The organism is Aeromicrobium senzhongii (assembly GCF_014334735.1).
In the GTDB taxonomy this organism is placed as follows: Bacteria; Actinomycetota; Actinomycetes; order Propionibacteriales; family Nocardioidaceae; genus Aeromicrobium; species Aeromicrobium senzhongii.
Window position 1 is genome coordinate 342,353 of the sequence record NZ_CP060587.1, and the last position, 25,064, is coordinate 367,416.

The 25,064-nt window shown below is 71.4% G+C and carries 25 protein-coding genes; 17 read left to right on the forward strand and 8 right to left on the reverse strand.

Annotation, left to right across the window (positions count from 1 at the left end; genetic code table 11):
* Positions 1-65 precede the first annotated feature (65 nt).
* Together lysS and H9L21_RS01750 are read left to right on the forward strand one after the other, a co-directional pair.
* Positions 66-1,523: a lysine--tRNA ligase gene (gene lysS / locus H9L21_RS01745; protein WP_154596367.1), complete on the forward strand. Its 1,458-nt coding sequence runs from the start codon at positions 66-68 to the stop codon at positions 1,521-1,523.
* 108 nt (positions 1,524-1,631) lie between these two features.
* Positions 1,632-2,648, forward strand: coding sequence for a heme-binding protein (locus tag H9L21_RS01750; RefSeq protein ID WP_154595928.1), 1,017 nt, complete (start codon positions 1,632-1,634; stop codon positions 2,646-2,648).
* Here H9L21_RS01750 and H9L21_RS01755 read toward each other — a convergent pair.
* The gene (locus H9L21_RS01755) at positions 2,627-3,988 is read right to left on the reverse strand and encodes a dipeptidase (RefSeq protein WP_154595927.1); all 1,362 of its coding nucleotides are present in this window, start codon (positions 3,986-3,988) and stop codon (positions 2,627-2,629) included. The two genes, H9L21_RS01750 and H9L21_RS01755, sit on opposite strands and share 22 nt — an antisense overlap.
* A 49-nt stretch (positions 3,989-4,037) precedes the next feature.
* Between H9L21_RS01755 and H9L21_RS01760 the strand changes: the two genes are divergently transcribed.
* From H9L21_RS01760 to H9L21_RS01785, 6 genes are all read left to right on the forward strand, one after another.
* Positions 4,038-5,201, forward strand: a complete 1,164-nt coding sequence (locus H9L21_RS01760; RefSeq protein ID WP_222865821.1) for a DUF2776 family protein — start codon at positions 4,038-4,040, stop codon at positions 5,199-5,201.
* 73 nt (positions 5,202-5,274) lie between these two features.
* On the forward strand, positions 5,275-5,874 hold the full coding sequence (locus H9L21_RS01765) for a hypothetical protein (protein ID WP_154595925.1): 600 nt from the start codon (positions 5,275-5,277) through the stop codon (positions 5,872-5,874).
* The gene (locus H9L21_RS01770) at positions 5,871-6,623 is read left to right on the forward strand and encodes a zinc metalloprotease (protein WP_154595924.1); all 753 of its coding nucleotides are present in this window, start codon (positions 5,871-5,873) and stop codon (positions 6,621-6,623) included. Before H9L21_RS01765 ends, H9L21_RS01770 begins: the two co-directional genes overlap by 4 nt.
* Positions 6,624-6,647: 24 nt before the next feature.
* A complete protein-coding gene (locus H9L21_RS01775; RefSeq protein ID WP_154595923.1) occupies positions 6,648-7,637 on the forward strand; it encodes a HEAT repeat domain-containing protein in 990 nt (329 codons plus the stop codon).
* 138 nt (positions 7,638-7,775) lie between these two features.
* Positions 7,776-10,283 carry an ATP-dependent Clp protease ATP-binding subunit gene (locus tag H9L21_RS01780; protein ID WP_154595922.1) on the forward strand — a complete coding sequence of 836 codons (2,508 nt, stop codon included), beginning with the start codon at positions 7,776-7,778 and terminating at the stop codon, positions 10,281-10,283.
* A gap of 73 nt (positions 10,284-10,356) precedes the next feature.
* Positions 10,357-10,941: a GrpB family protein gene (locus tag H9L21_RS01785; RefSeq protein ID WP_222865822.1), complete on the forward strand. Its 585-nt coding sequence runs from the start codon at positions 10,357-10,359 to the stop codon at positions 10,939-10,941.
* Here the strand turns inward: H9L21_RS01785 and H9L21_RS01790 are convergent.
* Positions 10,925-11,812: an iron-sulfur binding domain-containing protein gene (locus H9L21_RS01790; RefSeq protein WP_154595921.1), complete on the reverse strand. Its 888-nt coding sequence runs from the start codon at positions 11,810-11,812 to the stop codon at positions 10,925-10,927. The two genes, H9L21_RS01785 and H9L21_RS01790, sit on opposite strands and share 17 nt — an antisense overlap.
* 46 nt (positions 11,813-11,858) lie before the next feature.
* On the opposite strand from H9L21_RS01790, the gene H9L21_RS01795 reads away from it, so the two are divergent.
* Positions 11,859-12,620 carry a hypothetical protein gene (locus tag H9L21_RS01795; RefSeq protein ID WP_154595920.1) on the forward strand — a complete coding sequence of 254 codons (762 nt, stop codon included), beginning with the start codon at positions 11,859-11,861 and terminating at the stop codon, positions 12,618-12,620.
* Between the two features lie 119 nt (positions 12,621-12,739).
* Here the strand turns inward: H9L21_RS01795 and disA are convergent, their stop codons facing one another.
* From disA to H9L21_RS01815, 4 genes are read right to left on the reverse strand one after another with little or no spacing between them, the layout of a single operon-like run.
* Positions 12,740-13,801, reverse strand: a complete 1,062-nt coding sequence (gene disA, locus H9L21_RS01800) for a DNA integrity scanning diadenylate cyclase DisA (RefSeq protein ID WP_255467130.1) — start codon at positions 13,799-13,801, stop codon at positions 12,740-12,742.
* A 41-nt stretch (positions 13,802-13,842) separates the two neighbouring features.
* The gene (gene radA, locus H9L21_RS01805; protein WP_154595919.1) at positions 13,843-15,192 is read right to left on the reverse strand and encodes a DNA repair protein RadA; all 1,350 of its coding nucleotides are present in this window, start codon (positions 15,190-15,192) and stop codon (positions 13,843-13,845) included.
* A 56-nt stretch (positions 15,193-15,248) separates the two neighbouring features.
* Complete coding sequence (locus H9L21_RS01810) at positions 15,249-15,887, reverse strand: VOC family protein (protein ID WP_154595918.1); 639 nt, start codon at positions 15,885-15,887, stop codon at positions 15,249-15,251.
* Positions 15,888-15,929: 42 nt separating this feature from the next.
* Entirely contained in the window at positions 15,930-16,670 is a 741-nt protein-coding gene (locus H9L21_RS01815) for a DUF3109 family protein (RefSeq protein ID WP_187411701.1), read from the reverse strand.
* Positions 16,671-16,772: 102 nt separating this feature from the next.
* Between H9L21_RS01815 and H9L21_RS01820 the strand changes: the two genes are divergently transcribed.
* Genes H9L21_RS01820 through H9L21_RS01830 form a run of 3 tightly spaced genes read left to right on the forward strand, consistent with a single transcriptional unit; the run spans position 16,773 to position 20,435 of the window.
* Entirely contained in the window at positions 16,773-18,677 is a 1,905-nt protein-coding gene (locus tag H9L21_RS01820) for an SGNH hydrolase domain-containing protein (protein WP_154595917.1), read from the forward strand.
* 26 nt (positions 18,678-18,703) lie between these two features.
* A complete protein-coding gene (locus tag H9L21_RS01825; protein WP_154595916.1) occupies positions 18,704-19,615 on the forward strand; it encodes a Ppx/GppA phosphatase family protein in 912 nt (303 codons plus the stop codon).
* Between the two features lie 25 nt (positions 19,616-19,640).
* A complete protein-coding gene (locus tag H9L21_RS01830) occupies positions 19,641-20,435 on the forward strand; it encodes a sugar phosphate isomerase/epimerase family protein (protein WP_308209243.1) in 795 nt (264 codons plus the stop codon).
* 21 nt (positions 20,436-20,456) lie between these two features.
* Here H9L21_RS01830 and H9L21_RS01835 read toward each other — a convergent pair whose 3' ends face one another.
* Together H9L21_RS01835 and H9L21_RS01840 are read right to left on the reverse strand one after the other, a co-directional pair.
* Positions 20,457-20,804 (reverse strand): VOC family protein, encoded by a 348-nt coding sequence (locus H9L21_RS01835; protein WP_154595915.1) that lies wholly within the window; start codon positions 20,802-20,804, stop codon positions 20,457-20,459.
* The gene (locus H9L21_RS01840; RefSeq protein WP_222865823.1) at positions 20,801-21,751 is read right to left on the reverse strand and encodes a bile acid:sodium symporter family protein; all 951 of its coding nucleotides are present in this window, start codon (positions 21,749-21,751) and stop codon (positions 20,801-20,803) included. Before H9L21_RS01840 ends, H9L21_RS01835 begins: the two co-directional genes overlap by 4 nt.
* 90 nt (positions 21,752-21,841) lie before the next feature.
* On the opposite strand from H9L21_RS01840, the gene H9L21_RS01845 reads away from it, so the two are divergent.
* From H9L21_RS01845 to H9L21_RS01865, 5 genes are all read left to right on the forward strand, one after another.
* Positions 21,842-22,399 (forward strand): LOG family protein, encoded by a 558-nt coding sequence (locus tag H9L21_RS01845; protein WP_154595914.1) that lies wholly within the window; start codon positions 21,842-21,844, stop codon positions 22,397-22,399.
* 66 nt (positions 22,400-22,465) lie between these two features.
* A complete protein-coding gene (proC, locus tag H9L21_RS01850) occupies positions 22,466-23,248 on the forward strand; it encodes a pyrroline-5-carboxylate reductase (protein WP_222865824.1) in 783 nt (260 codons plus the stop codon).
* A 4-nt stretch (positions 23,249-23,252) separates the two neighbouring features.
* The gene (locus H9L21_RS01855) at positions 23,253-24,428 is read left to right on the forward strand and encodes an acetoin utilization protein AcuC (RefSeq protein ID WP_154595913.1); all 1,176 of its coding nucleotides are present in this window, start codon (positions 23,253-23,255) and stop codon (positions 24,426-24,428) included.
* A 211-nt stretch (positions 24,429-24,639) separates the two neighbouring features.
* Entirely contained in the window at positions 24,640-24,825 is a 186-nt protein-coding gene (locus H9L21_RS01860; RefSeq protein WP_154595912.1) for a helix-turn-helix domain-containing protein, read from the forward strand.
* A 134-nt stretch (positions 24,826-24,959) separates the two neighbouring features.
* Entirely contained in the window at positions 24,960-25,061 is a 102-nt protein-coding gene (locus tag H9L21_RS01865) for a 30S ribosomal protein bS22 (RefSeq protein WP_019143756.1), read from the forward strand.
* The last annotated feature ends 3 nt before the right edge of the window (positions 25,062-25,064 follow it).

Sequence of the window (25,064 nt, forward strand, 5' to 3'; positions counted from 1 at the left end):
TGCAACTAGACTCGGGCCTCGTGACCCAGACGCCTGAACTTCCCGAGGACGACCTGCCCGAGCAGATGCGGGTGCGCCGGGAGAAGCGCCAGCGGATGCTGGACGCCGGCGTCGATCCGTACCCGCTGCTGGTCGAGCGCACGCACACGATCCGCGAGATCGTCGAGGCCAACGATCCCGAGCAGCTGGGCCCCGACGCCCACACCGGCCAGGTCGTCTCGATCGCCGGCCGCGTCATCTTCCTGCGCAACACCGGCAAGCTGTGCTTCGTCCGGCTGCGCGAGGGCGACGGCTCCGAGATCCAGGCCATGCTCTCGCTGGCCGAGGTCGGCGAGGAGTCGCTGGCGCAGTTCAAGTCGCTCGTCGACCTGGGCGACCACCTGGCCGTCACCGGCGAGGTCATCACCAGCCGCCGCGGCGAGCTGTCGGTCATGGCCACGCGGTGGCAGGTCGCGGCCAAGACGCTGCGTCCGATGCCGGTCGAGCACAAGCCGCTGTCCGACGAGGCCCGCACCCGGATGCGCTACCTCGACCTCATCGTCCGCGAGGACGCCCGCCAGAACGTGCGCGTCAAGGCCGCCGTGCTCAAGTCGCTGCGCGCCACGCTCGACCGCCACGGGTTCATCGAGGTCGAGACGCCGGTCCTGCAGCACACCAACGGCGGCGCCGCGGCGCGTCCGTTCCACACGCACCTCAACGCCTTCGACGAGCCGCAGCTGCTGCGCATCGCGCTCGAGCTGCACCTCAAGCGCGCGCTCGTGGGCGGCATCGACAAGGTCTACGAGATCGGCAAGACCTTCCGCAACGAGGGTGTCGACAACACCCACAACCCCGAGTTCATGATGCTCGAGGCGTACGAGGCGTACGGCTCCTACGACACGATGGCGTCCCTGGTCCGCGACCTGGTCGTCGACGCCGCGCGCGCCGTCGGCAAGACCGTGGTGACCGGCCGCGACGGCTCGTCGATCGACCTCGAGGCGCCGTGGCGCCGCGCCACGATCCACGAGCTGGTCGGCGAGGCCGTCGGCGAGACCGTCGATGTCGAGACGTCCGAGGAGCACCTGCGCGAGCTGGCCGAGCGCCACGAGGTCTCGCTGCAGGACGGCTGGGGCGCGGGCGAGATCGTGCTGGAGCTGTTCGAGAAGCTCGTCGAGCACACCCTGATCCAGCCCACGTTCGTGTGCGACTACCCCGAGGCCGTGCGGCCCCTGGCCAAGAAGCACCGCAGCACGCCGGGTCTGGTCGAGGCGTGGGACCTCATCATCAACGGCGTCGAGCTGGCTCCGGCGTACTCCGAGCTCAACGACCCCGTGATCCAGCGCGAGCGGCTCGAGGAGCAGGCGCGCCTGGCGGCCGCCGGCGATCCCGAGGCGATGGACGTCGACGAGGACTTCCTGCGGGCCCTGGAGTTCGGCATGCCCCCGGCCGGCGGCATCGGCCTGGGCGTCGATCGTCTCGTCATGCTGCTGCAGGGCATCGGCATCCGCGAGGCCATCCTCTTCCCGGTGCAGCGCCGCGAGTAGGTATCACCGGTTCTGCGGCTGATCTCGTCATCGACGACAGTCCGCAGGGGCGTCCTCGGGGCGTCGGAGGCGGAGTCCTTCGACACCTCGAGGTGCCTCATGAGAACCATGTCCGAACAACTCCGCTCGCTGCAGTCGCAGGAGCGCAGCGTCACCGCGGCCGTCACCGGCGACGAGGATCTCGGCCCCTTCGCGCTGCTGCCCGGCGTGTGGGCCAACGAGCCCGATCTGCCCGGCCGCGGCTGGAACATGATCGCCCTGCCGTTCGGGCCGCCCGAGGGGGCGACGTTCCGGCCGGCGTACCGGCTGCTGCTGCACCAGTACAACGAGCGGCTGATCTTCAGCCTCGTCGACAAGGCGGTGCCGAACCGCGGCATCGGGCCGGTCGCGGACGGCGTGACGCCGAACGCGGACCAGTTGCTGGTCGCGTTGGACTACGAGCAGGGCATCAACCAGCTGGTCGGCGAGGACTTCCCGTCGTCTGGCCTGGCGGGGCAGCCCGGCGGCGCGATCCATCACGAGCCGGGTCTGTTCCTGAACATGTCCGACCCGCTGAACGAGGACAGTGTCGACATCGCCCGGCTCGCCACGATCCCGCACGGTGACTCGGTGCTGGGGCTGGGGACCGCCGTGGTCGAGGACGGACCCGCGACCGTCCCGCCGGTCAACGCCCTACCGCTCGGCGTCGACCAGGACATTGAGGCCAACCCCTACCTGGCTCCCTACAAGCACTTCCACGACAACCCGTTCCGGAGCCTGTTCGACCCGACGGACCCGACCGCCCTGCTGGAGGTCGCGAACGAGGGCGTCGACATCATCCGGACGACGAAGCTCGAGTTCGACAGCACCGTGTCCACCGGAGGAATCTCGAACATCCCCTTCATCGTCCGTCAGGCGAACGCCTCGGAGATGAAGTCGACCTTCTGGATCCAGGAGGTCCGGCGCGAGGACGGCGGCACCGACTTGCGGCTGCAGTACGTGCAGGTCGTCCAGCTGGACTTCTTCCCCCGGTTCGACGGCGGCCCCGGCCGGATCAAGTGGCCCCACGTCAGCATCAACACGATGACGAAGGTCGACGAGACGCCGGTTCCGGGTCCCGGTGGCTACCCCGTGATGGCGGCCTGATCGGCGAGGTTGCGCAGCAGCAGCGCCTCGGCCAGCACGACCCGCTCGAACTCGGCCAGGTGCAGGCCCTCGTTGGCGCCATGGGCACGGGTGTCGGGATCCTCGACACCCGTGACCAGCACGCTGGCCTCGGGGAAGGTCTCGAGGAACTCCGCGATGAACGGGATCGAGCCGCCGACACCCATGTCGACCGGGGCGGTGCCGTCCCAGGCCTCGGTGAACGCCGCGCGTGCCGCCTCGTACGCGGGGCCGGTCGCGTCGATCGCCGTCGCCTCGCCGGTGTCGACGACCGTGAAGGTCAGCTCGGCGCCCCACGGGACGTGCTGCTCGCAGTGGCGACGCAGGCACTCCACCGCGTTGGCGGCAGTGTCGCCGGGGGCGATCCGCAGCGAGACCTTGGCGCGGGCCGCGGGCACCAGCGTGTTGCTGGCGCCGTCGACCTTCGGGGCGTCCAGGCCGGTGATGGCCAGCGCCGGCTTCGTCCAGAGCCGCTCGACGGCCGAGCCCGACCCCATCCACTCCACGCCCGGGTTGGCGCCGGACTCGGCGCGCAGCCGCTCCTCGGGGTAGTCGACGTCCGCGGCCGGTGCGCTGTGCAGCCCTTCGATCAGCAGGTTGCCCTCGTCGTCGTGGAACGAGGCGATCAGCCGGCTCAGGGTGATGAGCGCGTCGGGCACGAGGCCGCCCCACATGCCCGAGTGGACGGCGTGGGTCAGGGTGCGGACCTCGACGTCGGCGCGCACCAGACCGCGCAGGCTCGTGGTCAGGGCGGGGACACCGATGTCCCAGTTGCCGGAGTCCGCGATCACGATGACGTCGGCCGCGAGCCGGTCGCGGTGGCGGCGCAAGAGCTCGGGCAGGGTGTCGGAGCCGACCTCCTCCTCGCCCTCGATGAACATCGTCACGCTGACCGGCAGCTGGTCGCCGAAGACCCGCAGGGCGCCCAGGTGGGCGGCGATGCCGGCCTTGTCGTCGGCGGCGCCGCGTGCGTAGAGCCGGTCGCCGCGCTCGGTCGGCTCGAACGGCGGCGAGTCCCACTCGGCGTGGTCGTTCTCGGGCTGGACGTCGTGGTGGGCGTAGAGCAGCACGGTCGGCGCGCCGGCCGGTCCTGCCTTGTGGCCGATCACGGCGGGAGCGCCGCCGTCCTCGCGGGCGCTGACGATCTCGACGTCGTCGAAGCTCTCGGCCCGCAGCAGCGCGGCGACCGCCTCGGCGCTGCGCTGGACCTCCGCGGCGCGGGCGGGATCGGCGCTGACCGACTCGATGCGGACGAGGTCCTCGAGATCGCGACGGATCCCGGGAAGCAACTGCTGGACCGTGGCGCGGATGTCGAGAGTCATGACATCCAACTTAGGTCGGGGGGAACGACGTGCTCCGCGAGGGCTCGCGTTGACGGCAGCACGGGAGCCCCACATCCTGAAAGGGCAGCACCGCGCCCGGGGCTTCCCCGAGCGCCCTCCCGACCGTGAGGTGGTGGGCGTCGTGAACTACTGGATCAGCGTCTTGTTCCGGGCGATCCCGATGGCGATGGCGGCGGTGTGCGTCGGCCTGGGCGCGTACGTGTGGAACGCGGGCGACCAGCCGGGCAATCTCGTCGCCGGCCGGGTCGTCACCTTCCTCGCGGCGATCTGCATCTGCCTGTTCTGCACGGCGGCCACGATCATCCGCCAGCTGATCGGCCGATTCAACGCGGTCGACCGCGTGCTCTACCCCGTGCTCGGCTACGCCAGTGCCGCCGTGGCGGCCGGCTATGGCATCTCGGTGTTCTCCGGCGCCAGCTCCCAGGGCGCCGACCCGGACTACGTCTCGGGCCACGTCGTGCTCGGTCTGGGCCTGATCAGCGCCTGCGTCGCCACGGTCGCCACCGCCTCCACGAAGTTCTCGCTGATCCCGGCCAACTCCGCCCGGGCCGCCGGCGGCGCTCCGCCGGACGGGGCCTTCCCGAGCGCGGCGGCCGCGGTGCTGTGCGCCGTCCCGGTCGTCCTGGCCCTGATCGCCTGGGGCCTCTCGATCGTGAACCTCACCCAGACGGTCACCCCGTCACGGTTCACGGTCGGCCACGTCCTGGCCGGCATCGCGATGGTGTGCACCAGCCTGATCGGTCTGGTCGTGAGCATCGTGCGCCAGATCCAGAACACGTACGGCGCGCGCGACCGGACGGGGTGGCCGTGGCTCGTGATCGCGATGGGCTCGCTCAGCTCGGTGTGGGGGATCGTGCTGCTCGTCCTGGACCGGGAGCCCTACTACCGGACGCCCGGCTTCGTGATGATCGGTCTGGGCCTGGTGTGCTTCAGCATCCTGAGCAAGGTGGGACTGCTGGCCTTGGTGTGGCGGCGGACGTTCGCGCTGGCCAACCGGGTGCCCCTGATCCCGGTCGTGACCGCCCTGTCGTGCCTGTTCCTGGCGGCGTTCGTCTTCCAGGCGGCGGTGACGGACTCGAACGTGTTCGTCGCGGCGCGCGTCCTCACCGGGCTCGGCGCGATCTGCTTCACGCTCTACTCGATCGTCTCGATCCTCGAGAGCGGTACGTCGGGCTCCTCGTCCAGCGACTGAGGCGCACCGGTATCAGCCGGCGCAGGGTGGCTCTCCCCGAAGACGACCCACCCTTCCCGATTGGACCACCGACATGACCGACATCCGCTTCGAGGGCGACTTCATCCACCTGGAGGGCCTGGTCGTCCGCGCGACTGCCAATGACCTGATGCTGGACGCCTCCGCCCGACGCACGACCGGGACGCCCTTCCGGCGGGCCCTGGTCCACGACTTCGACGACGGCCTGACCCTCAACTGGGACCACGACTACCCAGGAGGCGTCAGCATCAACGGGTGCAAGCAGATCCTCGGGTTCAACAACCGTGACTGGCTGATCGTCCGCAGCCGCATCCACCAGCAGTTCGGCACCGACTTCATGCTCGACGGCGGCGCCGAGCGGCGTGGACGCGTGATCAGCCGGCTGCGGCGCAACCCGTTCCGACGGGCGCTCGTGCACGGCTTCGGCGATCAGCTGGTCGTGAACTGGGACCACGACTACACCGGCGGGGTGGTCGTCAACGGCCGGGTCACGATGCCCGACGGTGTCGTCGTCGCCGGCCAGGACGTCGCTGCGACGCTGACGTCGCTGACGAGCCGCGTCACGGAGCTGTCGACCGAGCTCACTGCCACCACGGCGGCGATCGCCGACCTCACCACGCGGCTCGCCGCGCTCGAGACGGAGCCCACGCCATGAGCGTCCGGTCCGTCCGCGAGGCGATGGACGCGATGGGCCTGGGAGGTGTCGGCAACCTCTCCGTGATGCGCGACGTCCTGGGATTCTGGCGCGGGACGACCCCGCCCGACCCCGCCACGGGGACCCCCGTCGAGGTCCGTCTGGGCGAGGCCTTCACCGCGCTGGAGCGCAAGCACGTCCACCTCAACCTCATCGAGGTCGGCTTCGACGCCGCATCCGTGGGCCTGGCCGTCGCCGACGAGCGCGTCGACTACGCCGTGCACCGGATCCGTCGGATCTACGCCGACGCGTCGATGGGCCTGGGCCGGGTCCAGTACTTCTGGCTCGGCCTGCCGGAGGCCGACGGGTACGAGGACCTCGGCAGCGAGTCCGAGGCCGACGACCTCTCCGACGACTGGAGCGTCGGCAACGACGGCATCGACATGTTCCTCGTCGCCAACATCAGCGACGACTTCGTGGGCATCTCGCCCGTGCCCGGCGACTGCGGCAAGGGCGGCAAGTCGGACGGGCTGGTCGGTGGCGAGGTCGGCCGGGAGCCCGAGGGCTTCTCCCGGACGGCGGCCCACGAGCTCGGGCACTTCCTCGACCTCTCGCACAACCACGGCGACTCCTGCCCGACCGCCACCTCGGCCCGCGAGAACCTCATGGCCCAGACGCGGTGCGTGATCAGCGTCCGCAGCTCGGTGCTGCTGACCTCCGGCCAGGGCAGCACCGTCCGCGGCCGCTGCCAGACCCACGCGGGCCACTGAGCCCGCCCTCGGAAGGACACACCCATGCCTGACATCACCCCTCTGGACCAGCGGGACGACGCCGACCTCGTCGACCTCGCCCACCATTCACGCGGGGACATCGCCCGCGAGTCACTGTCGGCCCTCGCGCGCCGGTCGTCCGACCGGGTCATGCCCGTCGCGGTCGACCTGCTCACCGCGCACGCCGAGCCGCGCGTGCGGGCCCTGGCGGCCGTGACGCTGGGCCGACTCGGCGACCCCGACGTCCCCGTGGCCCTCGCGCGGTCGCTCGGCGACGCCGATCCCACCGTCGTGCGGCGCGCCGCCCAGTCCCTGGCCCGGGTCGGAGACGCCTCGGCCCTGCCCGAGTTGGCGCGCGTGCAGCTGCCCGCGGCCACCCCCGCCGGGCGCGCCGTGCTGACCGCGCGGATGCTCATCGGCTACCGCGTCGGACGGACCGAGGTGCTGGCCCGTCCCGCGGAGGTGGCCTCGTTCGGGCGCCGGCGCGGCGAGGAGATCGCGTTCGGCGGTCGGGCGAAGACGGCCAGGGCCACGATCCTGGCCGCCGTCCGGGCCGAGGTGCCCGCGCTGCCCTTCGCCGCGAAGGACGTGCGTCCGTTCACGTGCTCCGGTGCCGCGGGAGCGCTCGCGCTGGCCGAGGACGTCGACCGACTCGACCTCGCCGGACCCCGGATGCTCGGCGTGCTGGTGCGCGAGCGAGTGTGCTCGGAGCGCTACTCGCTGGACTGCTACCTGCTCAGCGACGACCGGGACGGCACGGGCGGGACCCGCCCGTGGTTGTGGCTGGTCCGGCCCAGTGGCCGGGTCGTGCACGTCGGCCGTGCGGAGATCGCAGCCGACGGGGCACGGTTCGAGGTGACCGGATCCGTGGCGCCCTACGCCAACCCCGTGAAGGTGGTGGGGGAGCGGGCCGGCAACGGCGAGCTGACCATCGAGACCGCACTCGTGGGCAAGCCCGCGGCGGACGCGGCGAAGGCCGCAGTCCCTGCGAGTCGGGAGGCGGTGATGCGGTGACGGGCCCCGTCATTCCGCCCACAGCGAACAATGGAAGCCCCGCGACGCTGTGACGGTTGAGTTAAGCATCTGGACATGGCGAGGCGGGTCACGTGGAGCCGTCTATGCTGAAAAGACCAGTCCAGCAGAGGGGACGACATGTTCGAGAGATTCACTGACCGGGCCCGACGGGTCGTGGTGCTTGCGCAGGAGGAAGCGCGCATGCTCAGCCACAACTACATCGGCACCGAGCACATCCTGCTGGGCCTCATCCACGAGGGTGAGGGCGTTGCCGCCAAGGCTCTGGAGAGCCTCGACATCTCGCTCGAGGCCGTCCGTGGCCAGGTCGAGGACATCATCGGCCAAGGCCAGCAGGCACCCAGTGGCCACATTCCATTCACCCCGCGTGCCAAGAAGGTGCTCGAGCTCAGCCTGCGCGAGGCGCTGCAGCTGGGTCACACCTACATCGGTACCGAGCACATCCTGCTCGGCCTGATCCGCGAGGGCGAGGGCGTCGCCGCCCAGGTCCTCGTGAAGTTGGGCGCCGACCTCAACCGCGTCCGCCAGCAGGTCATCCAGCTGGTCAGCGGGTTCCAGGGCAAGGAGGCCGAGACCTCCGGCGCCGCGTCCGAGGCGCCCGCCGCGGCGTCCAGCGCCGTGCTGGACCAGTTCGGTCGCAACCTGACCCAGGCGGCCCGCGAGGGCAAGCTCGACCCGGTCATCGGTCGGGACGACGAGGCAGAGCGCGTCATGCAGACGCTCAGCCGCCGTACCAAGAACAACCCGGTCCTCGTGGGCGAGCCCGGCGTCGGCAAGACCGCCGTCGTCGAGTCGCTGGCGCAGGACATCGTCCGTGGCGACGTGCCCGAGACGCTGAAGGACAAGCAGATCTACACGCTTGACCTCGGTGCGCTCGTGGCCGGCTCGCGCTACCGCGGCGACTTCGAGGAGCGCCTCAAGAAGGTGCTCAAGGAGATCCGCACGCGCGGCGACATCATCTTGTTCATCGACGAGATCCACACCCTCGTGGGTGCGGGTGCCGCCGAGGGCGCGATCGATGCCGCCAGCATCCTCAAGCCGATGCTGGCGCGTGGCGAGCTGCAGACGATCGGTGCGACGACGCTCGACGAGTACCGCAAGCACTTCGAGAAGGACGCGGCGCTCAACCGCCGCTTCCAGCCGGTGCTGGTCAACGAGCCGTCGGTGGCCGACTCGGTCGAGATCCTCAAGGGTCTGCGCGACCGGTACGAGGCGCACCACCGCGTCTCGATCACCGACGACGCCCTGGTCGCCGCGGCGACCATGGCCGACCGTTACGTCAGCGACCGGTTCCTGCCGGACAAGGCGATCGACCTGATCGACGAGGCGGGCGCGCGACTGCGCATCCGTCGCGCCGCGACGCCGCCGGAGTTCAAGGAGTTCGACGAGCAGATCGCCGACGTCCGCCGCCGCAAGGAGGGCGCGATCGACGCCCAGGACTTCGAGCTCGCCGCCAGCCTGCGCGACGAGGAGAAGAAGCTCATCGCCGCCAAGCACGAGCGTGAGCGCGCCTGGAAGTCCGGCGACCTCGACCAGGTCGCGGTCGTCGACGAGCACCTCATCGCCGAGGTCCTGGCCAAGGCGACCGGCATCCCGGTCGGCCAGCTCAGCGAGGAGGAGTCCAGCCGCCTGCTGCACATGGAGGACGAGCTGCACAAGCGCGTCATCGGTCAGGACGAGGCCATCAAGGCCCTGTCCCGGGCGATCCGCCGCGGCCGTGCCGGCCTGAAGGACCCCCGCCGTCCCGGTGGGTCGTTCATCTTCGCCGGACCCTCGGGCGTCGGCAAGACGTGGCTGTCCAAGGCGCTGGCGAACTTCCTGTTCGGCGACGACGAGGCGCTCATCCAGCTCGACATGAGCGAGTACAGCGAGAAGCACACCGTCTCGCGGCTGTTCGGTTCGCCTCCGGGCTACGTCGGCTACGAAGAGGGTGGCCAGCTCACCGAGAAGGTGCGGCGGAAGCCCTTCAGCGTGGTCCTGTTCGACGAGATCGAGAAGGCCCACCCGGACATCTTCAACTCGCTCCTGCAGATCCTCGAGGAGGGTCACCTCACCGACGGTCAGGGTCGCGTCGTCAACTTCAAGAACGCCGTGATCATCATGACCACCAACCTCGGTGCGCGTGAGATCTCCAAGGGCGTCAACCTGGGCTTCTCCCAGGCCGGCGACGTCGCGGGGACCTACGAGAAGATGAAGGAGCGCGTCGCGACGGAGCTCAAGCAGCACTTCCGTCCGGAGTTCCTGAACCGTGTCGACGAGGTCATCGTGTTCCCGCCGCTGACGCAGGAGGAGATCCTGCAGATGGTCGACATGATGGTCGGTTCCCTCGAGGCCCGTCTGGGCGAGAAGGACATCGACATCGAGCTGACCACGGCGGCGAAGATCAAGCTGTCCGCGGACGGTTTCGATCCGGTGCTCGGCGCGCGTCCCCTGCGGCGCACGGTGCAGCGTGAGGTCGAGGACGTCCTGGCCGAGAAGCTCCTCTACGGAGAGGTGCGTCCGGGCCAGATCATCCTGGTCGACGTCGTCGACGGTGAGTTCACCTTCACCGGCACGTCGAAGGCCGATCTCGAGCTGCCCGAGGTGCCGCCGGCCGTCGAGGCCGGAGCCGGCTCCGAGGACAACTGACGCATCACCCACGCAAGGCCCGGGTCGTCCGACCCGGGCCTTCGTGCGTCCGGCGGCGGGTAGCGTCGGGGCGGTGGACCGCGACCGACTCCTGGAGTTCGACGACGATGCGCCCCCGCCGGGTGCGAGCCCGTGGGTGCCCGGCTTCGGGCCGGGCCGCGACCTGACGATCGTCGAGCACGACCCCCGCTGGGCTGCGCAGTACGTGGTTCTCGAGCAGCGGGTCCGCCGGGCCCTCGGCACGGTGGCGTTGCGGGTCGAGCACGTCGGCTCGACCTCCGTGCCGGACCTGCCGGCCAAGCCGATCGTCGACGTCGACATCACGGTGCCGGACCCCGAGGACGAGTCCACGTACGTCCCGGCGCTCGAAGCGGCCGGCTTCGTGCTCGCGGTGCGCGAGCCGTGGTGGCAGGGTCACCGGTTGTTCCGCCACGCGGATCCGCGCGCGAACGTGCACGTCTTCGGCCCGGACACGGCCGAGCCGTACCGTCATCGGATCTTCCGGGACTGGCTGCGCACGCACCCGCAGGACCGCGAGCGGTACGCGGCCGCCAAACGCGCCGCAGCGGCCGCTGGCGGGCACGTGATGGAGTACAACGCCCGGAAGCAGGAGGTCCTGAGGGAGATCCTCGTGCGGGCGATCAACCGGGCAGGATGAAACGCCCCTCGGAGTCGAGGTCCAGCAGCCCGTCGTCGAGCAGCGAGTCCAGGCACCGCTCCCGCTGGGTGGCGTCCGACCAGGCGGCGACCATGAGCTCGGGAGCGACGGGACCGTGGGCGTCGCGGACGATCGCCATCAGCCGGCCGCGGCACTGGCGGTCGGTGCCGTGCCACGCTTGGCCGCGGCGCGGCGGCCCGTCGTGCTCGGGATGTCCCTCGGCGCGCCACCGGCACAGGTCCGAGACCGGGCACGCCTCGCAGCGGGGCGCCCGTGCGGTGCAGACGACCGCTCCGAGCTCCATCGTCGCGGCGGCCCAGCGGGCCGCCGTCGCCTCGTCGTCGGGCAGCAGGGACGCCGCCACGTCGCGCTCAGCCCGGGTGACGCCGGCGGCCGGGTACTGCACGCCCTCGACGACGCGCGCGAACACGCGGCGCACGTTGGTGTCCAGCACGACGGCGCGACGGCCGTGGGCGAACGAGGCGATGGCGGCCGCCGTGTAGTCACCGACGCCCGGCAGCAGGAGCAGCTCGTCGTAGGAGTCGGGCACCCGGCCGTCGTGGCGCTCGACGATGGCGACGGCGGCGGCGTGGAGCCGCAGCGCCCGGCGGGGGTAGCCCAGTCGGCCCCAGGCGCGGACGGCGTCGCCGGACGACGCGGCGGCCAGGGCGGCCGGGGTGGGCCAGCGCTCGAGCCAGGCCTCGAAGACCGGCAGCACGCGGACGACGGGGGTCTGCTGCAGCATGAACTCCGAGACCATGACGCGCCACGGCTCGGGGTCGTCGCGCCACGGCAGCGCCCGGCGGTGCTCGTCGAACCAGTCGAGGACGCGTCGGTGCAGCTCGTCGACCGGGGGAGTGGGGGCAGGCATGGCGCGTCGATCCTTTCACGCCGTGACGGCCAGATAACGTGGACCGGTGAGCAACCCACGGGTCGGACGGGACGTGTACTGGCGTCGACGCCTGCTCGTGCTGGCGATCCTCATCGCGATCGTGTGGGGCGTCCTGCAGCTGATCGGTCTGGTGCGTGGCGACGACGCCGGCAAGGCCGAGGCGACCCGCCCCACCCCCACTCCGACGACCGCCCCCACGGCGCCGCCGACCACGCCTCCCGCGGACCAGGTCGCGGTGGCGATCGAGACCGACGAAGCCGTCTGCGAGCCCGAGAACGTGCGCATCGTGCCGTCGGTGCCCGGCGGGCAGTTCGCCGGCGGCCCGGTGGCGATCGACCTGATGCTGACGTCCCTCGACGGCACGGCGTGCACCTTCCGTCCCAGCACCCGCGAGCTCCTCGTCGTCGTCGACACCGAGCGGGCCCCGATCTACGACTCGTCGGTGTGCCGGGCCGCCTTCTTCGACCAGTCGGTGTCGATCCCTGCGGGTTGGAGCACCGTCGCGCCGGTTGAATGGACGGGCCGCGGCTCGGGTGCCGGTTGCGGGTCGAGTGAGGGCTTCGCGCCGCCGGGCACCTACACGCTCAAGATCGGCACGTACGGCGGTGAGCCGGGCGAGGTCACGTTCAAGCTCGCGCGCCGCGCTCCGGAGACCCCCGAGACCAAGCCGACGCCGGCCCCGGCGAAGAAGCCCGGGTCGGAGCCCACCCAGAAGGCCACCTCCGAGCCGACGCAGAAGCCGGCCCCGAGGCCCAAGCCGAGCTCGACGGCCCCGGTCCCGCGCTGAGCTCGTCCCGGTGCACGCCGCGACTGGCGGGCACCGGCGCGTGGGTCAGACGTAACGCTCGAGGCAAGCCTCGAGCGACGTCCGGTGCACCCCGCGACTGGCGGGCACCGGCGCGTGGGTCAGACGTAGCGCTCGAGGATGCTGGACTCGGCGAGTCGCGACAGGCCGTCGCGGACACCGCGGGCGCGCAGCTCGCCGACACCCTCGACCGTCTGGAGGTCGTCGAGGCTGGCGCCCAGCAGGCGCTGCAGGGTGCCGAAGTGCATGATCAGCCGCTCGACGACCGTCGGGGGGAGGCGGGGGATCCTGGCCAGCAGCCGGTAGCCGTGCGGCGAGACCGACGCATCGAGCGAGTTGCCGTCGCCGATCTGCAGCGCGGCGGCGACGATGCCCAGGTCGAGGACCTCCTGGGACTCCAGCTCGGCCAGGGCGTCGAGCACCTTCTCGGCCTGGGCGTCCGACCCCGCCGGCAGGTAGTCACGCACGACGAGCGTGCGCTCGGCGTCGACACCGCCGACGAGCTCGTTGAGCTGCAGGGACAGCAGGCGTCCGTCCGAGCCGAGCTCGAGCACGTAGGTCTCGATCTCGTCGGAGATCCGTCGCACCATCTCGAGACGCTGGGCGACGGCGGTGACGTCACGGACGGTGACGAGGTCCTCGACCTCGAGGGCGGACAGCGCGTCGGAGACCTCGTCGAGGCGCGTGCGGTACCGCTCCAGCGTCTGCAGGGCCTGGTTGGCGCGGCTGACGACCGTGGTCGGCTCCTCCAGGACGTACCGCTGGTCGCCCAGGTACAGCGCGATCATCGTCATTGAGGCGGACACCGAGATCACGGGGATGCCCGACTGCCGGGCCACGCGCTCGGCGGTGCGGTGACGGGTGCCGGACTCGGTCGTGGGGATCGACGGATCGGGCATCAGGTGGACGGCTGCGCGCATGATCCGCGAGGCCGACGAGTCCAGGATGATCGCGCCGTCCATCTTGGCCAGCTCGCGCAGACCCGTGGCGGTGAACGGCACGTCGAGGGCGAAGCCGCCGGTCGAGATCGACTCGATGACCCGGTCGTGGCCGATGACGATCAGGGCGCCGGTGCGCCCGCGCATGATCCGCTCGAGGCCCTCACGCAGCGCTGTTCCGGGCGCGACGGAGGTCAGCGTCGCCCGCAGGTCCGGAACCGCCACGACAATCCCCACTTTCGGCCATGCACGTGATCGGCATCATCCTAGGGCAGTGCCCGCAGCGCAGCCGCCAGATCTCCCGTGCGGAGCACGTTCAGGCCGACGCGCTGCAGGTCCTCGGTGCCCCGCGGGACGATCGCGTGGGTGAAGCCGATCCGGGCCGCCTCGCGCAGGCGGGCCTCCAGGCCGCGCACCGGCCGCACCTCGCCGGCCAGCCCGACCTCGCCGAGCGCGACCAGGCCGCCGGGCAGGGGCGAGCCGCCGGCCGCCGAGATGACCGCGAGCGCGACGGCCAGATCCACCGCCGGCTCGTGCAGGCGGGCACCGCCGACGGACGCGGTGTAGACGTCCTGGTTGCCCAGGGCGACGCCCGTCTTGGACAGCACCGCCAGCAGCATGGCAACGCGCGAGGAGTCCAGGCCGCTGGAGGAGCGTCGCGGGGACGGGGTGGTGGCGGCGACGGTGAGCGCCTGGACCTCGGCCAACAGCGGCCGGCGGCCCTCCATCGTGACGGTGACGCACGTCCCCGGCACGGGCGACTCGTGACGCGAGACGAACAGGCCGGTCGGGTCGGGGACCTCGACGATGCCGGCGTCGACCAGGTCGAAGCAGCCGATCTCGTCGACGGGGCCGAACCGGTTCTTGGTGGCGCGCAGCAGGCGCAGCCGGCTGGTGCGGTCGCCCTCGAACTGCAGGACGACGTCGACCAGGTGCTCCAGCACGCGGGGACCCGCGACCGAGCCGTCCTTGGTGACGTGGCCGACCAGCAGGGTGGCGATGCCCTCGGCCTTGGCGCGGCCGATCACGGTCGCCGCGACCTCGCGGACCTGCGTGACCCCACCGGGCACGCCGTCGATCGCGGACGAGCCGATCGTCTGGACCGAGTCGACGATGAGCAGGCTGGGCTTGACCGCGTCGATGTGGGTGAGCAGGCCGCCGAGGTCGGTCTCGGCGGCGAGGAACAGCTCGTCGGCCAGGGCGCCCGTGCGCTCGGCGCGCAACCGCACCTGGGCGGCCGACTCCTCGCCCGAGACGTAGAGGGTGCGGCGGCCGGCCCGCGCCCAGCGTGCCGCGACCTCGAGCAGCAGGGTGGACTTGCCGACTCCCGGCTCGCCGGCCATCAGCATCACGGCACCGGCCACGACACCGCCGCCGAGCACGCGGTCGAGCTCGGGGATGCCCGAGCCGACGGCGGCCGCCTCGGTGGCCGCGACCTGCGCGATGGGGACGGCAGGGCTGGAGACCGGCGCGGCGGACGTGCGGCCGGAGCGGGAGCTGCCGCCGACGGCGTCGACCGTGCCCCAGGCCTGGCACTCGCCACAACGGCCGACCCACTTGCCGGTGGTCCAGCCGCACTCGGTGCAGGCGAAGGCTGAGGGGGTCTTGGGAGGCATGGGATCAGCCTAGGTGCGGGGACCGACAGACCGGCGCGTCGTGCACCGGCCGGAACTCAGATGCGGACCGGACCGTTCGGGGTGTCGAACTCGGCCGCCAGGATCCCCGGGGCGCCGTTCGGGGCGACCCAGCGGACCTCGATGTCCTCCAGTGCGCCGACGGCGGGCTCACCCATCCAGTCGGACAGGCGCTCGGGGCTGCCGGCGATCTCCAGCCCGGTCAGGGCGATCCCGGTGTCGGCCATCTGCGAGGGGTGCTCCTCCGGCGGCACGTCCCAGCACATGACGAAGGGCAGCTGCGGATCCGCACGCATGCCGTGGATGCCGATCTGCTGCCACGTCAGGTTGTAGCCGTCGGGCCGGTGCCGGTTGCCGGGCACGGCGTGCCGACCGAGCCGGTGCTCGACGGGCTCGATGTCGTCGACCGAGACACACCAGCCCAGCCACCCGCCACCGAGCTCGGAGCGTGCCTTGACGGCCTGCCCGAACGCGGCCTTGTCCGACGCGGGGTGCTCGAGTGCCTCGACGACCTCGAGGTACTGGCGGTTCTTCAACGGCAGGATCATGTTGTTCGTGCCGAAGCGCGGGTGGATGCCACCGGCCAGGAACACGGCGCCGAACTTCTCGCTCAACTCACTCGTGGTCGCCATGAGACCGGCAGGACCGACGGCGAACGACAGATGATCGAGGTGCATAGGGCATTGTTGCCCGTCACCGGTTCGGCCGGAACCTCAGGGTCACCTTCGGTCTGCCGGGTGGGGCACGGGCCGCCCGGCGGCGACGAACCGATCGCAGTGCCGGACCAGCTCGAGATAGCCGGCCTCGCCCATGAGCGCCGTCAGCTCGGCGCGGTTGCCGACGTAGACCGGGTCGGCGGCGACGTGGGCGTCGGTGTTCGACGAGCAGTACCAGTCCAGATCGGCTCCGCCGGGCCCCCAGCCGGCGCGCGTGTACTCGCCGATACTGACCTCGGTGTAGGTCGATCCGTCGCCGGGATCGACCTCGCGGAACTCACGTCGCAGCGGTAGCTGCCAGCACACGTCGGGCTTCGTCGTGTGGGGTTCGAGACCGGTCGCCAACGCGTGGGCGTGCAGGGCGCAGCCGTAGCCGCCGGGGAAGTCGCGCGAGTTGTGGAAGATGCAGGCGCCGTCGGCGACACGCGTCTTCAGCTCGCCGTCGGCGTCGCGCTCGGTCCAGCCGTCGCGGCGGCCGACGTCGTGAAGCTCCCACTCGGTGGGATCGAGCTCCTCGACGAACGCCGCGACCCGGTCGTGGTCCTCCGCGTCGCTGAAGTGGGCGCCCAGGGTGCAGCATCCCGAGTCGGGGGCCGAGGCGTAGATGCCCGGGCAGCCGGCGCCGAAGATGCAGGTCCAGCGCGAGGTCAGCCAGGTCAGGTCGCACCGGAAGACCTCGGTGGGATCGTCGGGGTTCGCGAACTCCACGAAGGAGCGCGGGAATCCCAGGTCGACCTCGGCCACGGGACACAGGTTAGGACACCACCCCCGAGGCACCTAGGGTTGACGACCGTGACGGGGTGGGGACGGATCACGACGAGCTGGTGCACCATCGCAGGCGCTGCGATGGTGCTGCTGGTCCTGGGCGCGTACTGGCCCGGCCGGCTGCCCGGTGCCTCGGCCGGCGCCGAGGTCCTGCTGGTCGCGGCCGGTGCGCTGATGGCGCAACTGCTGTTGGTGGAGCGCGACCGCCCCCTCGGTGCCGTCGTCGCGACCGGCGCGCGGCTCGCGGTGCCGCCCCTGCTCGTCCTCGTGGCCACCGGGATCGCCGTCCAGCGCCTCGTCGACCTGCGCGAGTGGGCCGGACCCCTGCGCGACGTGCGCGATGCCGCGATCGGGATCGTCAACCTCGGACCGATCGACGAGGCGTCGCCCGTCGCCGGATTCTGGATCATCGCGCTGCTGGCGCAGTCCGCCGTGCTCCTGCTGCTCCTGCGTCCCCTCGTGAGCCGCTGGAGGACCCGGGCGGGCCTGGCCCTCGTGGCGGTCCTGACGGCGGCGTCGTTCGGCTGGTGGGTCGTCGGTGGCGACGACCTCGCCGCCGCGAGGTTCTGGCCGGTCGGCTGTGGCGTCCTCGTCGCCCTGCTCGCGGGAAGGTGGCCGCTCCCGAGCGGACCGGTCGCCGCTGCGGCGGGTTGGCTCGGCGCGCTGGGACTGGGCGCGGTCGCCCTGGTGGGACCCGTGCCGAGGCTCGAGGTGCTCGCCGGAGTGGCGGCAGGCGTCGTCCTCGTGGCGACCGCCCGATCCTCCACGTCACCGGGTGGGCTCCTGCGCGGACGCACGGCCACGTGGTTCGCCTGGCTCGCCTGGGCCGGGTTCTGCTGGGCGTGGCCGGCCCTGAGCCTGGCGCCCGAGGCTGCGGACCGCGACCTCGGTCTGCGCGACCGGGCCGGCCTGCTCGTGGTGGTGGGGGTGGTGGCGCTGCTGACGTGGGCGCTCGTCGCGGGCGTGAGGTCGGTCGTCCGGCACGGCGTCGCGTGGGCGGCCCTGGCGGCTGCCTGCCTCCTGGCGGCGGTCCTGGTGACGGTGCCCGGATCCGAGCGGCTCGACGCCATCGAGACGGACGCCGCCCGGACCGAGGCGCTGCTGACGGCCGACCTGCCCGAGTGCTTCGGTGCCCTGACCATGGCGGCCCGGGCCGAGGGCCGCGACTGCCGCAACGGCGAGCTCGAGGGCGTCCTGCACCCGCCGTTGGACCGCGCCGGGGCCGACTTCGAGGCGTACCTCGACTGCTGGTCGCGGCCCGACGACGCGAACCTCAACCTGTGTGACCTCGGCGGACCTGCGCAGGGGCCGCGGGTCCTGGTCCTGGGCGACTCGCACGCGCGCGTCCTGCTGGGGGCGTTCCGCCGCCTGGCCGAGCACGGCGTCATGGAGGTCACCGCCGCGGCCAAGGCCAGTTGCGCGTGGTCCACGCTGCCGGTGCGCGACAGCAAGGACCCCCTCCGGGGCCCGCTGTGCGACCAGTGGCGGGCCAAGCTGACGACCTGGCTGGAACAGCATGTCGACGAGTACGACGTCATCGTCACCACGGCGTACGCCGGCCGGATGAAGGGGTCGGAGTCCGCCCAGGTCCGCGGGCTCGTCGAGGCCTGGGAGCCGGCCGTGCGGGCCGGGGTGCCGATCGTGGCGCTGCGCGACAACCCGCGGCTGCCCGGTGACACCCTGGAGTGCCTGAGCGGCACCGAGCCCGACGACTGGGCACGGTGCGACGTCGCGCGGGACGACATCGTGCCCGACTTCGATCCGTTCGAGCCTGCGGCGGCCCGCGTCGACGGGGCGCACTTCGTGGACACCTGGCCCTTCTTCTGTCGCGAGGACGTCTGCCCGGCGGTCATCGGCGGCGTGAACGTCTTCCGTGACTACAACCACGTCTCGGCGACCTACGCCGGGACGCTGGCGGCACCGCTCCACCGCGAGATCGCCCGCACCGGGGTGCTGGACGCCGTGCACCGCTCCGCTGCGGGGTGAGGGCTCCCGGTGTCAGACTGTCGCCCATGCGCATCGGCGTCCTCGACATCGGCTCCAACACCGGCCATCTGCTCATCGTCGACGCCTTCCGCGGCGGCCCGCCCCTGCCGGCTCACTCCTTCAGTGAGCCGCTGCGCCTGGCCGAGAACCTCGACGGCGACGGCCACCTGACCGACGCGGGCATCGACCGGCTGGTCAAGTACGTGGTCGAGGCCGGCTCCCAGGCGGAGGACAAGGGCGCCGAGCGGGTGCTGGCCTTCGCCACCTCCGCCGTGCGCGACGCGGGCAACGCCGAGGAGATCATCGAGCGGGTGGCCCGGACGAGCGGCATCCGGTTGCAGATCCTGCCCGGCGAGGACGAGGCCCGGTTGACGTTCCTGGCGGTGCGCCGCTGGTTCGGCTGGTCGTCCGGCCGGCTCGGGGTCTTCGACATCGGCGGCGGCTCGCTCGAGCTGGCCGTCGGCTCGGACGAGACGCCCGACACCGCGGTGTCGCTGCCGTTGGGCGCCGGCCGGCTCACCCGTGAGTGGCTCGACCGCGGCCTGGAGTACGACGACCTGCGCCGTGAGGTGCGCCGCGAGATCGGGGCGGTCGCCGGGGGCCTGCTGCGCGGGGGTGGCTTCGACCACGCCGTGGCGACGAGCAAGACGTTCCGCTCGCTGGCGCGCATGTGCGGCGCGGCGCCCTACAGCGGGGGCCCGTACGTCCGTCGCCGGCTCGCGCACCGCGACCTCGTGACGCTGTGCCGCCAGCTGCGCGGAGCCTCGGACGAGGAGGTCGCGGCCATGCCCGGCGTCTCGGCGACGCGCGCGCACCAGATGCGCGCCGGGGCGATGGTGGCTGAGGCGACGATGGAGCTGTTCGGCATCGAGGAGCTCGAGATCTGCCCCTGGGCGCTGCGTGAGGGCGTGCTGATCGAGTACCTGGACCACCTGTGACCGGCCTCGTTCTAGGCTGGGTGTCGTGAGCCAACGCTCGAGTCATCCGATGGTCTCGCTGTCGACGTCGTCGGTCTATCCCGACGGCACGGCGGCGGGCTTCGAGGCGGCCGCCCGCCTGGGCTACGACGGGGTCGAGGTGATGGTCGGCCTCGACGAGGTCAGCGCCGACACCACCGCGGTCAAGGCGTTGGCCCAGGCCCACGACATCCCGATCGTCTCGATCCACGCCCCCTGCCTGCTCGTGACGCAGCGCGTGTGGGGCACCGATCCGTGGGGCAAGCTGCACCGCAGCGCCGAGATGGCACTGGACGTCGGTGCGGACACCGTGGTCGTGCACCCGCCGTTCCGGTGGCAGCGCGAGTACGCCCGCGGGTTCGTCGAGGGCATCGCCCGGCTCGAGGACGAGTACGACGTCGCCTTCGCCGTCGAGAACATGTACCCGTGGCGGTCGGGCAAGCGTGAGTTCCAGGCCTACGCGCCGGGCTGGGACCCGGTGCCCTTCGACTACGAGAACGTGACCGTCGACTTCTCCCACAGCGCCACGGCCCGGATCGACTCGCTGCAGCTCATCGAGGACCTGGGCGATCGGCTGGCCCACATCCACCTGACCGACGGGTCGGGGTCGATGAAGGACGAGCACCTCATCCCCGGTCGCGGCGCGCAGGGGTGCGACCGAATCCTGGGCCGGCTGGCCGACCAGGGCTTCACCGGCCACGTCGTGGTCGAGGTCAACACCCGCAAGGCCGAGGACCGCGACGCCGACCTGCTGGAGGCGTTGGCCTTCGCTCGGCTGCACCTCGCGCCGACACCCGTCTGAGCGGACTGCGGCCGGGCCGGCTCAGTGGCGCGGCGCGACGCAGAACTCGTTGCCCGCGGGATCGGTCATCGTGACCCAGCGGAAGCTGTCGTCGCCACGCTCGGCCACGAGCCCGGCTCCCGCGGCGCGCAGCCGCTCGACCTCGGCCGCGAGGTCGTCGGTGACGACGTCCAGGTGCAGCCGGTTCTTGCCCGGTGTCGGCTCCTCGACCTTCTGGAAGGCCAGGGTGGGTCCGCCGGGGACCGCCACGATGACGTACCAGCCGTCGTTCTCCTCGGTGACGGTGCCGCCGGTCTGCTCGGCCCACCAGGTGGCCAACGCCGTGGCGTCGGTCGTGTCGCACGTGATCATCGCCGGAGTGATCGTCATGCCTGCACGCTACGGCCGTGCCCGGACAGTCTGGTGGCGATGACGGACCCGACGATCAGCTGCAGTTGGTGGTAGACCATCAGCGGCAGGATCATCAGCGGGAACGTGGTCGCGGAGAACAGCACGCTCGCCATCGGCAGACCGGCGGCCAGTGACTTGTTGGTGCCGCAGAAGTAGACGGCCACCTGCGCCCCGCGCCCGAAGCGCCGGCCGGCGAGCCAGCACACCGCCGAGGAGACCGCGAGCAGTCCGACGCAGACGGCCGCCACGACGACGCCGTCACCCCAGTCCAGCACCTGCCACACGTCCGCGTTCGTGCCGCGGCTGAAGCCGGCGTAGACCACGAGCAGGACGGTCGACCGGTCGAAGCGACGCAGGCCCACGTCGTGTCGCAGGAGCCACGGGCGCAGCCATCGCCGGGCCACCTGCCCGGCCAGGAACGGCAGCAGCAACAGGCCGATGATCCGCAGGACGGCCTGGGCGTCGACGCGAACGTCACCGCCCAGCATCAGCGCCACCAGCAGGGGAGTCAGGAACACGCCCAGCAGGCTCGACACCGAGGCCGCGACGACGGCGATCGCCCGGTCCCCGCCGGCGATGGACGTGAACGCCACCGAGGACTGCACCGTGGACGGGACCAGGCACACGAACACCAGTGCCGCCAGCAGTTGCTGCGAGATCAGCGCCGGCGCCAGGGGGGACAGGGCCAGGCCCAGCAGCGGGAACATGACGAACGTCGAGACGACGATGACCCCGTGGACACGCCATGCCTTGACCCCGTGCAGGACCTCGCCGGTCGACAGGCGGGCGCCGTAGAGGAAGAACAGCGCGACGATCCCGACCTGGACCAGGACCGAGACGACCTCGAGTGCGGTGCCCTGGGCGGGGAGCACGATCCCGAGCCCTGCGAGGCCGAGGATCATCACGACGAAGGGGTCGATGCGCACGCGGCCACGATAGGCCCGCCGTGCCGGGCATCACGCGCCGGTTCCGGCGCGCCGACGGGTCCTTCCCGGCAGACTGACACCGTGAGCCCCATGAGCGAGAGAGCAGTCCGCGCGGTGTGCCTCTTCTGCGGTGCGCGCGACGGAGCCAGGCCCGAGTACGTCCGGGCGGCGCAGGAGTTCGGCGCCGGCCTGGCCGAGGCCGGGGTGAACCTCGTGTTCGGCGGCGGCAGCATCGGCATCATGGGCGCCGCCTCGCGGGCGGCGAAGGCCGCGAACGGCCGCGCCATCGGTGTGATCCCGAAGTCGCTGCTGGAGCGCGAGGGAGGCCGCCCCGGCGAGCCTGACCTGCACGTCGTCGACACCATGCACGAGCGCAAGGCCCTGATGCACGAGCTGTCGGACGCGTTCGTCGTCCTGCCCGGCGGACTCGGCACCTACGAGGAGTTCTTCGAGATCTTGACGTGGCGCCAGTTGGGCATCCACGACAAGCCGATCGTCGTGGTCGACATCGACGGGTACTTCGGGCCGCTGCGCGACCTCGTCGCCCACGGCGTGACCGAGGGGTTCATCAGCGAGGAGGACCACGAGCTGTGCCGCATCGTCGACTCGGTCGACGAGGCGCTGGCCGTGCTCGGCATCGCCCGGTGAGTGCCTGACGGCACGCAATCTCGGGTCGCGGCCACGATGACGCCGTCGGGAACTAGGCTCAGCCCCATGAGGATCGCGGTCGTCGGTGGCGGCGTCATGGGTGGCACGTTGGTCGAGGCGATGGCGCGTGCCGGTCACGACGACATCGTGGTGATCGAGCGCAGCCCGGAACGCCGCGCCGAGCTCGAGGCGCAGGGCCGCTCCACGGCCGCCGACATCGAGGCCGTGGCGGGCGCCCAGGTGGTCCTACTGGTGGTCAAGCCCCAGGACGTCGCAGCGGTGCTCCCGGCACTCGCGAGCGACCTCGATCCGGACGCGACCGTGGTCTCCCTGGCCGCCGGCGTGCGGACGGCCACCATCGAGGACGTCCTGCCGGACACGGTGGCGGTCGTGCGCGCCATGCCGAACACGCCCGCCGTCATCGGCCGCGGGATGTTCGGGGTCTCGCCGGGGAACCGGGTCTCGAGCGAACGCCTCGACACCGTCGTCGACCTGCTCGGCGCGGGTGGCGAGGTCGTCGTCGTCGACGAGTCGCGCCAGGACGCCGTGACGGCCGTGTCGGGCTCGGGGCCCGCCTACGTCTTCTACCTGGCCGAGCAGATGATCGCCGCCGGGATCGACGCCGGCCTGGATCCGGAGGCGGCCCGCACCCTGACCGTCCAGACCCTCCTGGGCTCGGCGGAGCTCCTCGCGGGATCCGACGACCAGCCGGCCGAGCTGCGGCGCCGGGTGACCTCGCCGAACGGCACGACGCACGCCGCGATCACCACCTTCGACGACCAAGGCGTGGGCGAGGGGATCCGTGCCGGCGTTCGCGCCGCCGCCGCCCGCTCCGCGGAACTAGGCTGACGCCATGGAAGATCGCGCCGTCGTGGTGTTCGACGAACGCCTGACCGAGTACGACTTCGGGCCCTCGCACCCGATGGCGCCGGTGCGGGTCAAGCTGACGATGGCTCTGGCCGACGAGCTGGGCGTCCTCGAGGGCCTCGACGTGGTGGGTGCCCGCCAGGCCACCGAGCAGGAGCTGCTGAGCGTCCACACGCACGACTACGTCGAACGGGTCGTGAACCTGAGCAAGCACCCGACGCACACCGACTCCGCGCACGGCCTGGGCACCGAGGACAACCCGGTCTTCCGCGGCATGCACGACGCCAGTGCGCTGATCGCCGGCGCCAGCCTCGAGGCGGCCCGCCTGGTCTGGACCGGCGAGCGCAAGCGGGCGATCAACGTCAGCGGCGGCCTGCACCACGCCATGCCCGGGCGGGCCAGTGGCTTCTGCGTCTACAACGACGTCGCGATGGGCATTAAGTGGATGCTCGACCACGGCGCCCAGAAGATCGTCTACATCGACGTCGACGCCCATCACGGCGACGGCGTGCAGGCGATCTTCTACCACGACCCCCGGGTGCTGACGATCTCCTTGCACGAGTCGCCGAAGACGCTCTTCCCGGGCACCGGCTACTCGACCGAGATCGGTGCCGAGGGAGCCGAGGGATCGGCCGTCAACGTGCCGCTGCCGCCGGGCACCTCGGATGCGGGCTGGCTGCGCGCGTTCCACGCGGTCGTGCCGGCGATCGTGCGCGAGTTCGGCCCCGAGGTCATCGTCAGCCAGCACGGCTGCGACTCGCACATGGACGATCCGCTGACGAACCTGATGCTCAGCGTCGACGGGCAGCGGGCCTCCTACCTCGCGGTGCGCGACCTGGCCGAGGAGGTCACCGAGGGCAAGTGGCTGGCCACCGGTGGTGGCGGCTACGCGGTCGTGGACGTGGTGCCGCGCGCCTGGGGCCACCTGCTGGCGATCGTCAGCGGGAATCCTCTCCCGCCCGAGACCGAGACCCCGGAGCGCTGGCGCCGGGCCGTCGAGGAGCTGCGCGGCCAGCCTGCGCCGACCCGGATGACTGACGGTCGCCGGGCGCTCTACCGCCCCTGGGAGGAGGGCTACGACCCCGCGTCGTGGCTCGATCGCTCGATCCAGGCGACCCGGACGGAAACTTTTCCTCTGAATGGCCTTGATCCCTCGTATTGAGGTAATTTCCCGGTGTAACTGGGTGTTTCAGTGTACGCAGGCGGTACAAAAGGCGGCCGGGATAGGCGTAAGGTACGCCGGGCATCGACGAGTTTCAAATAATGTGTTCCCACCGGACTCATCTGCCACTAGTCTTCACAACAAGCACGCGCGCTCACTCTCCGGTGGGGAAGCCGGAGAGCGCGCGTGCCCCTGGGAGGATGGTGTGGAGATGTCTGAGGGAACCCGTTTCATGACCGTTGCCGAGGTCGCGGACCAGATCCGTGTCTCGAAGATGACGGTGTACCGACTCGTGCATTCCGGCGAACTCGAAGCCGTGCGTGTGGGCCGTTCCTTCCGTGTGCCCGAGCACGCGGTCGAGGAACTGCTGAGCAAGTCGTTCTACCAAGCCGGCTGACGCGTCCGGCGGTTCGCAGGGGGGCGGACCGCCGGGGCGACAGTCGTGCCTACGCCACCGCGTGTGCGCCAGGTGGATGCGATCGCCTAGTGTTTGGTCTGTCCTGTGTGTGAAAGATCAGATTGAGGTGAGTCGTGGGTTCTGTCATCAAGAAGCGCCGTAAGCGGATGTCGAAGAAGAAGCACCGCAAGATGCTGAAGCGCACTCGCGTCCAGCGTCGCCGTCTGGGCAAGTGACCG

Excerpts from the sequence above, each read along its gene's own strand:
- lysS (WP_154596367.1), top strand. The coding sequence starts at position 66 with ATGCGGGTGCGCCGGGAGAAGCGCCAGCGGATGCTGGACGCCGGCGTC.
- H9L21_RS01750 (WP_154595928.1), top strand. The coding sequence starts at position 1,632 with ATGTCCGAACAACTCCGCTCGCTGCAGTCGCAGGAGCGCAGCGTCACC.
- H9L21_RS01755 (WP_154595927.1), bottom strand. The coding sequence starts at position 3,988 with ATGACTCTCGACATCCGCGCCACGGTCCAGCAGTTGCTTCCCGGGATC.
- H9L21_RS01765 (WP_154595925.1), top strand. The coding sequence starts at position 5,275 with ATGACCGACATCCGCTTCGAGGGCGACTTCATCCACCTGGAGGGCCTG.
- H9L21_RS01770 (WP_154595924.1), top strand. The coding sequence starts at position 5,871 with ATGAGCGTCCGGTCCGTCCGCGAGGCGATGGACGCGATGGGCCTGGGA.
- H9L21_RS01775 (WP_154595923.1), top strand. The coding sequence starts at position 6,648 with ATGCCTGACATCACCCCTCTGGACCAGCGGGACGACGCCGACCTCGTC.
- H9L21_RS01780 (WP_154595922.1), top strand. The coding sequence starts at position 7,776 with ATGTTCGAGAGATTCACTGACCGGGCCCGACGGGTCGTGGTGCTTGCG.
- H9L21_RS01790 (WP_154595921.1), bottom strand. The coding sequence starts at position 11,812 with ATGCCTGCCCCCACTCCCCCGGTCGACGAGCTGCACCGACGCGTCCTC.
- radA (WP_154595919.1), bottom strand. The coding sequence starts at position 15,192 with ATGCCTCCCAAGACCCCCTCAGCCTTCGCCTGCACCGAGTGCGGCTGG.
- H9L21_RS01810 (WP_154595918.1), bottom strand. The coding sequence starts at position 15,887 with ATGCACCTCGATCATCTGTCGTTCGCCGTCGGTCCTGCCGGTCTCATG.
- H9L21_RS01820 (WP_154595917.1), top strand. The coding sequence starts at position 16,773 with ATGGTGCTGCTGGTCCTGGGCGCGTACTGGCCCGGCCGGCTGCCCGGT.
- H9L21_RS01825 (WP_154595916.1), top strand. The coding sequence starts at position 18,704 with ATGCGCATCGGCGTCCTCGACATCGGCTCCAACACCGGCCATCTGCTC.
- H9L21_RS01835 (WP_154595915.1), bottom strand. The coding sequence starts at position 20,804 with ATGACGATCACTCCGGCGATGATCACGTGCGACACGACCGACGCCACG.
- H9L21_RS01845 (WP_154595914.1), top strand. The coding sequence starts at position 21,842 with ATGAGCGAGAGAGCAGTCCGCGCGGTGTGCCTCTTCTGCGGTGCGCGC.
- proC (WP_222865824.1), top strand. The coding sequence starts at position 22,466 with ATGAGGATCGCGGTCGTCGGTGGCGGCGTCATGGGTGGCACGTTGGTC.
- H9L21_RS01855 (WP_154595913.1), top strand. The coding sequence starts at position 23,253 with ATGGAAGATCGCGCCGTCGTGGTGTTCGACGAACGCCTGACCGAGTAC.
- H9L21_RS01860 (WP_154595912.1), top strand. The coding sequence starts at position 24,640 with ATGTCTGAGGGAACCCGTTTCATGACCGTTGCCGAGGTCGCGGACCAG.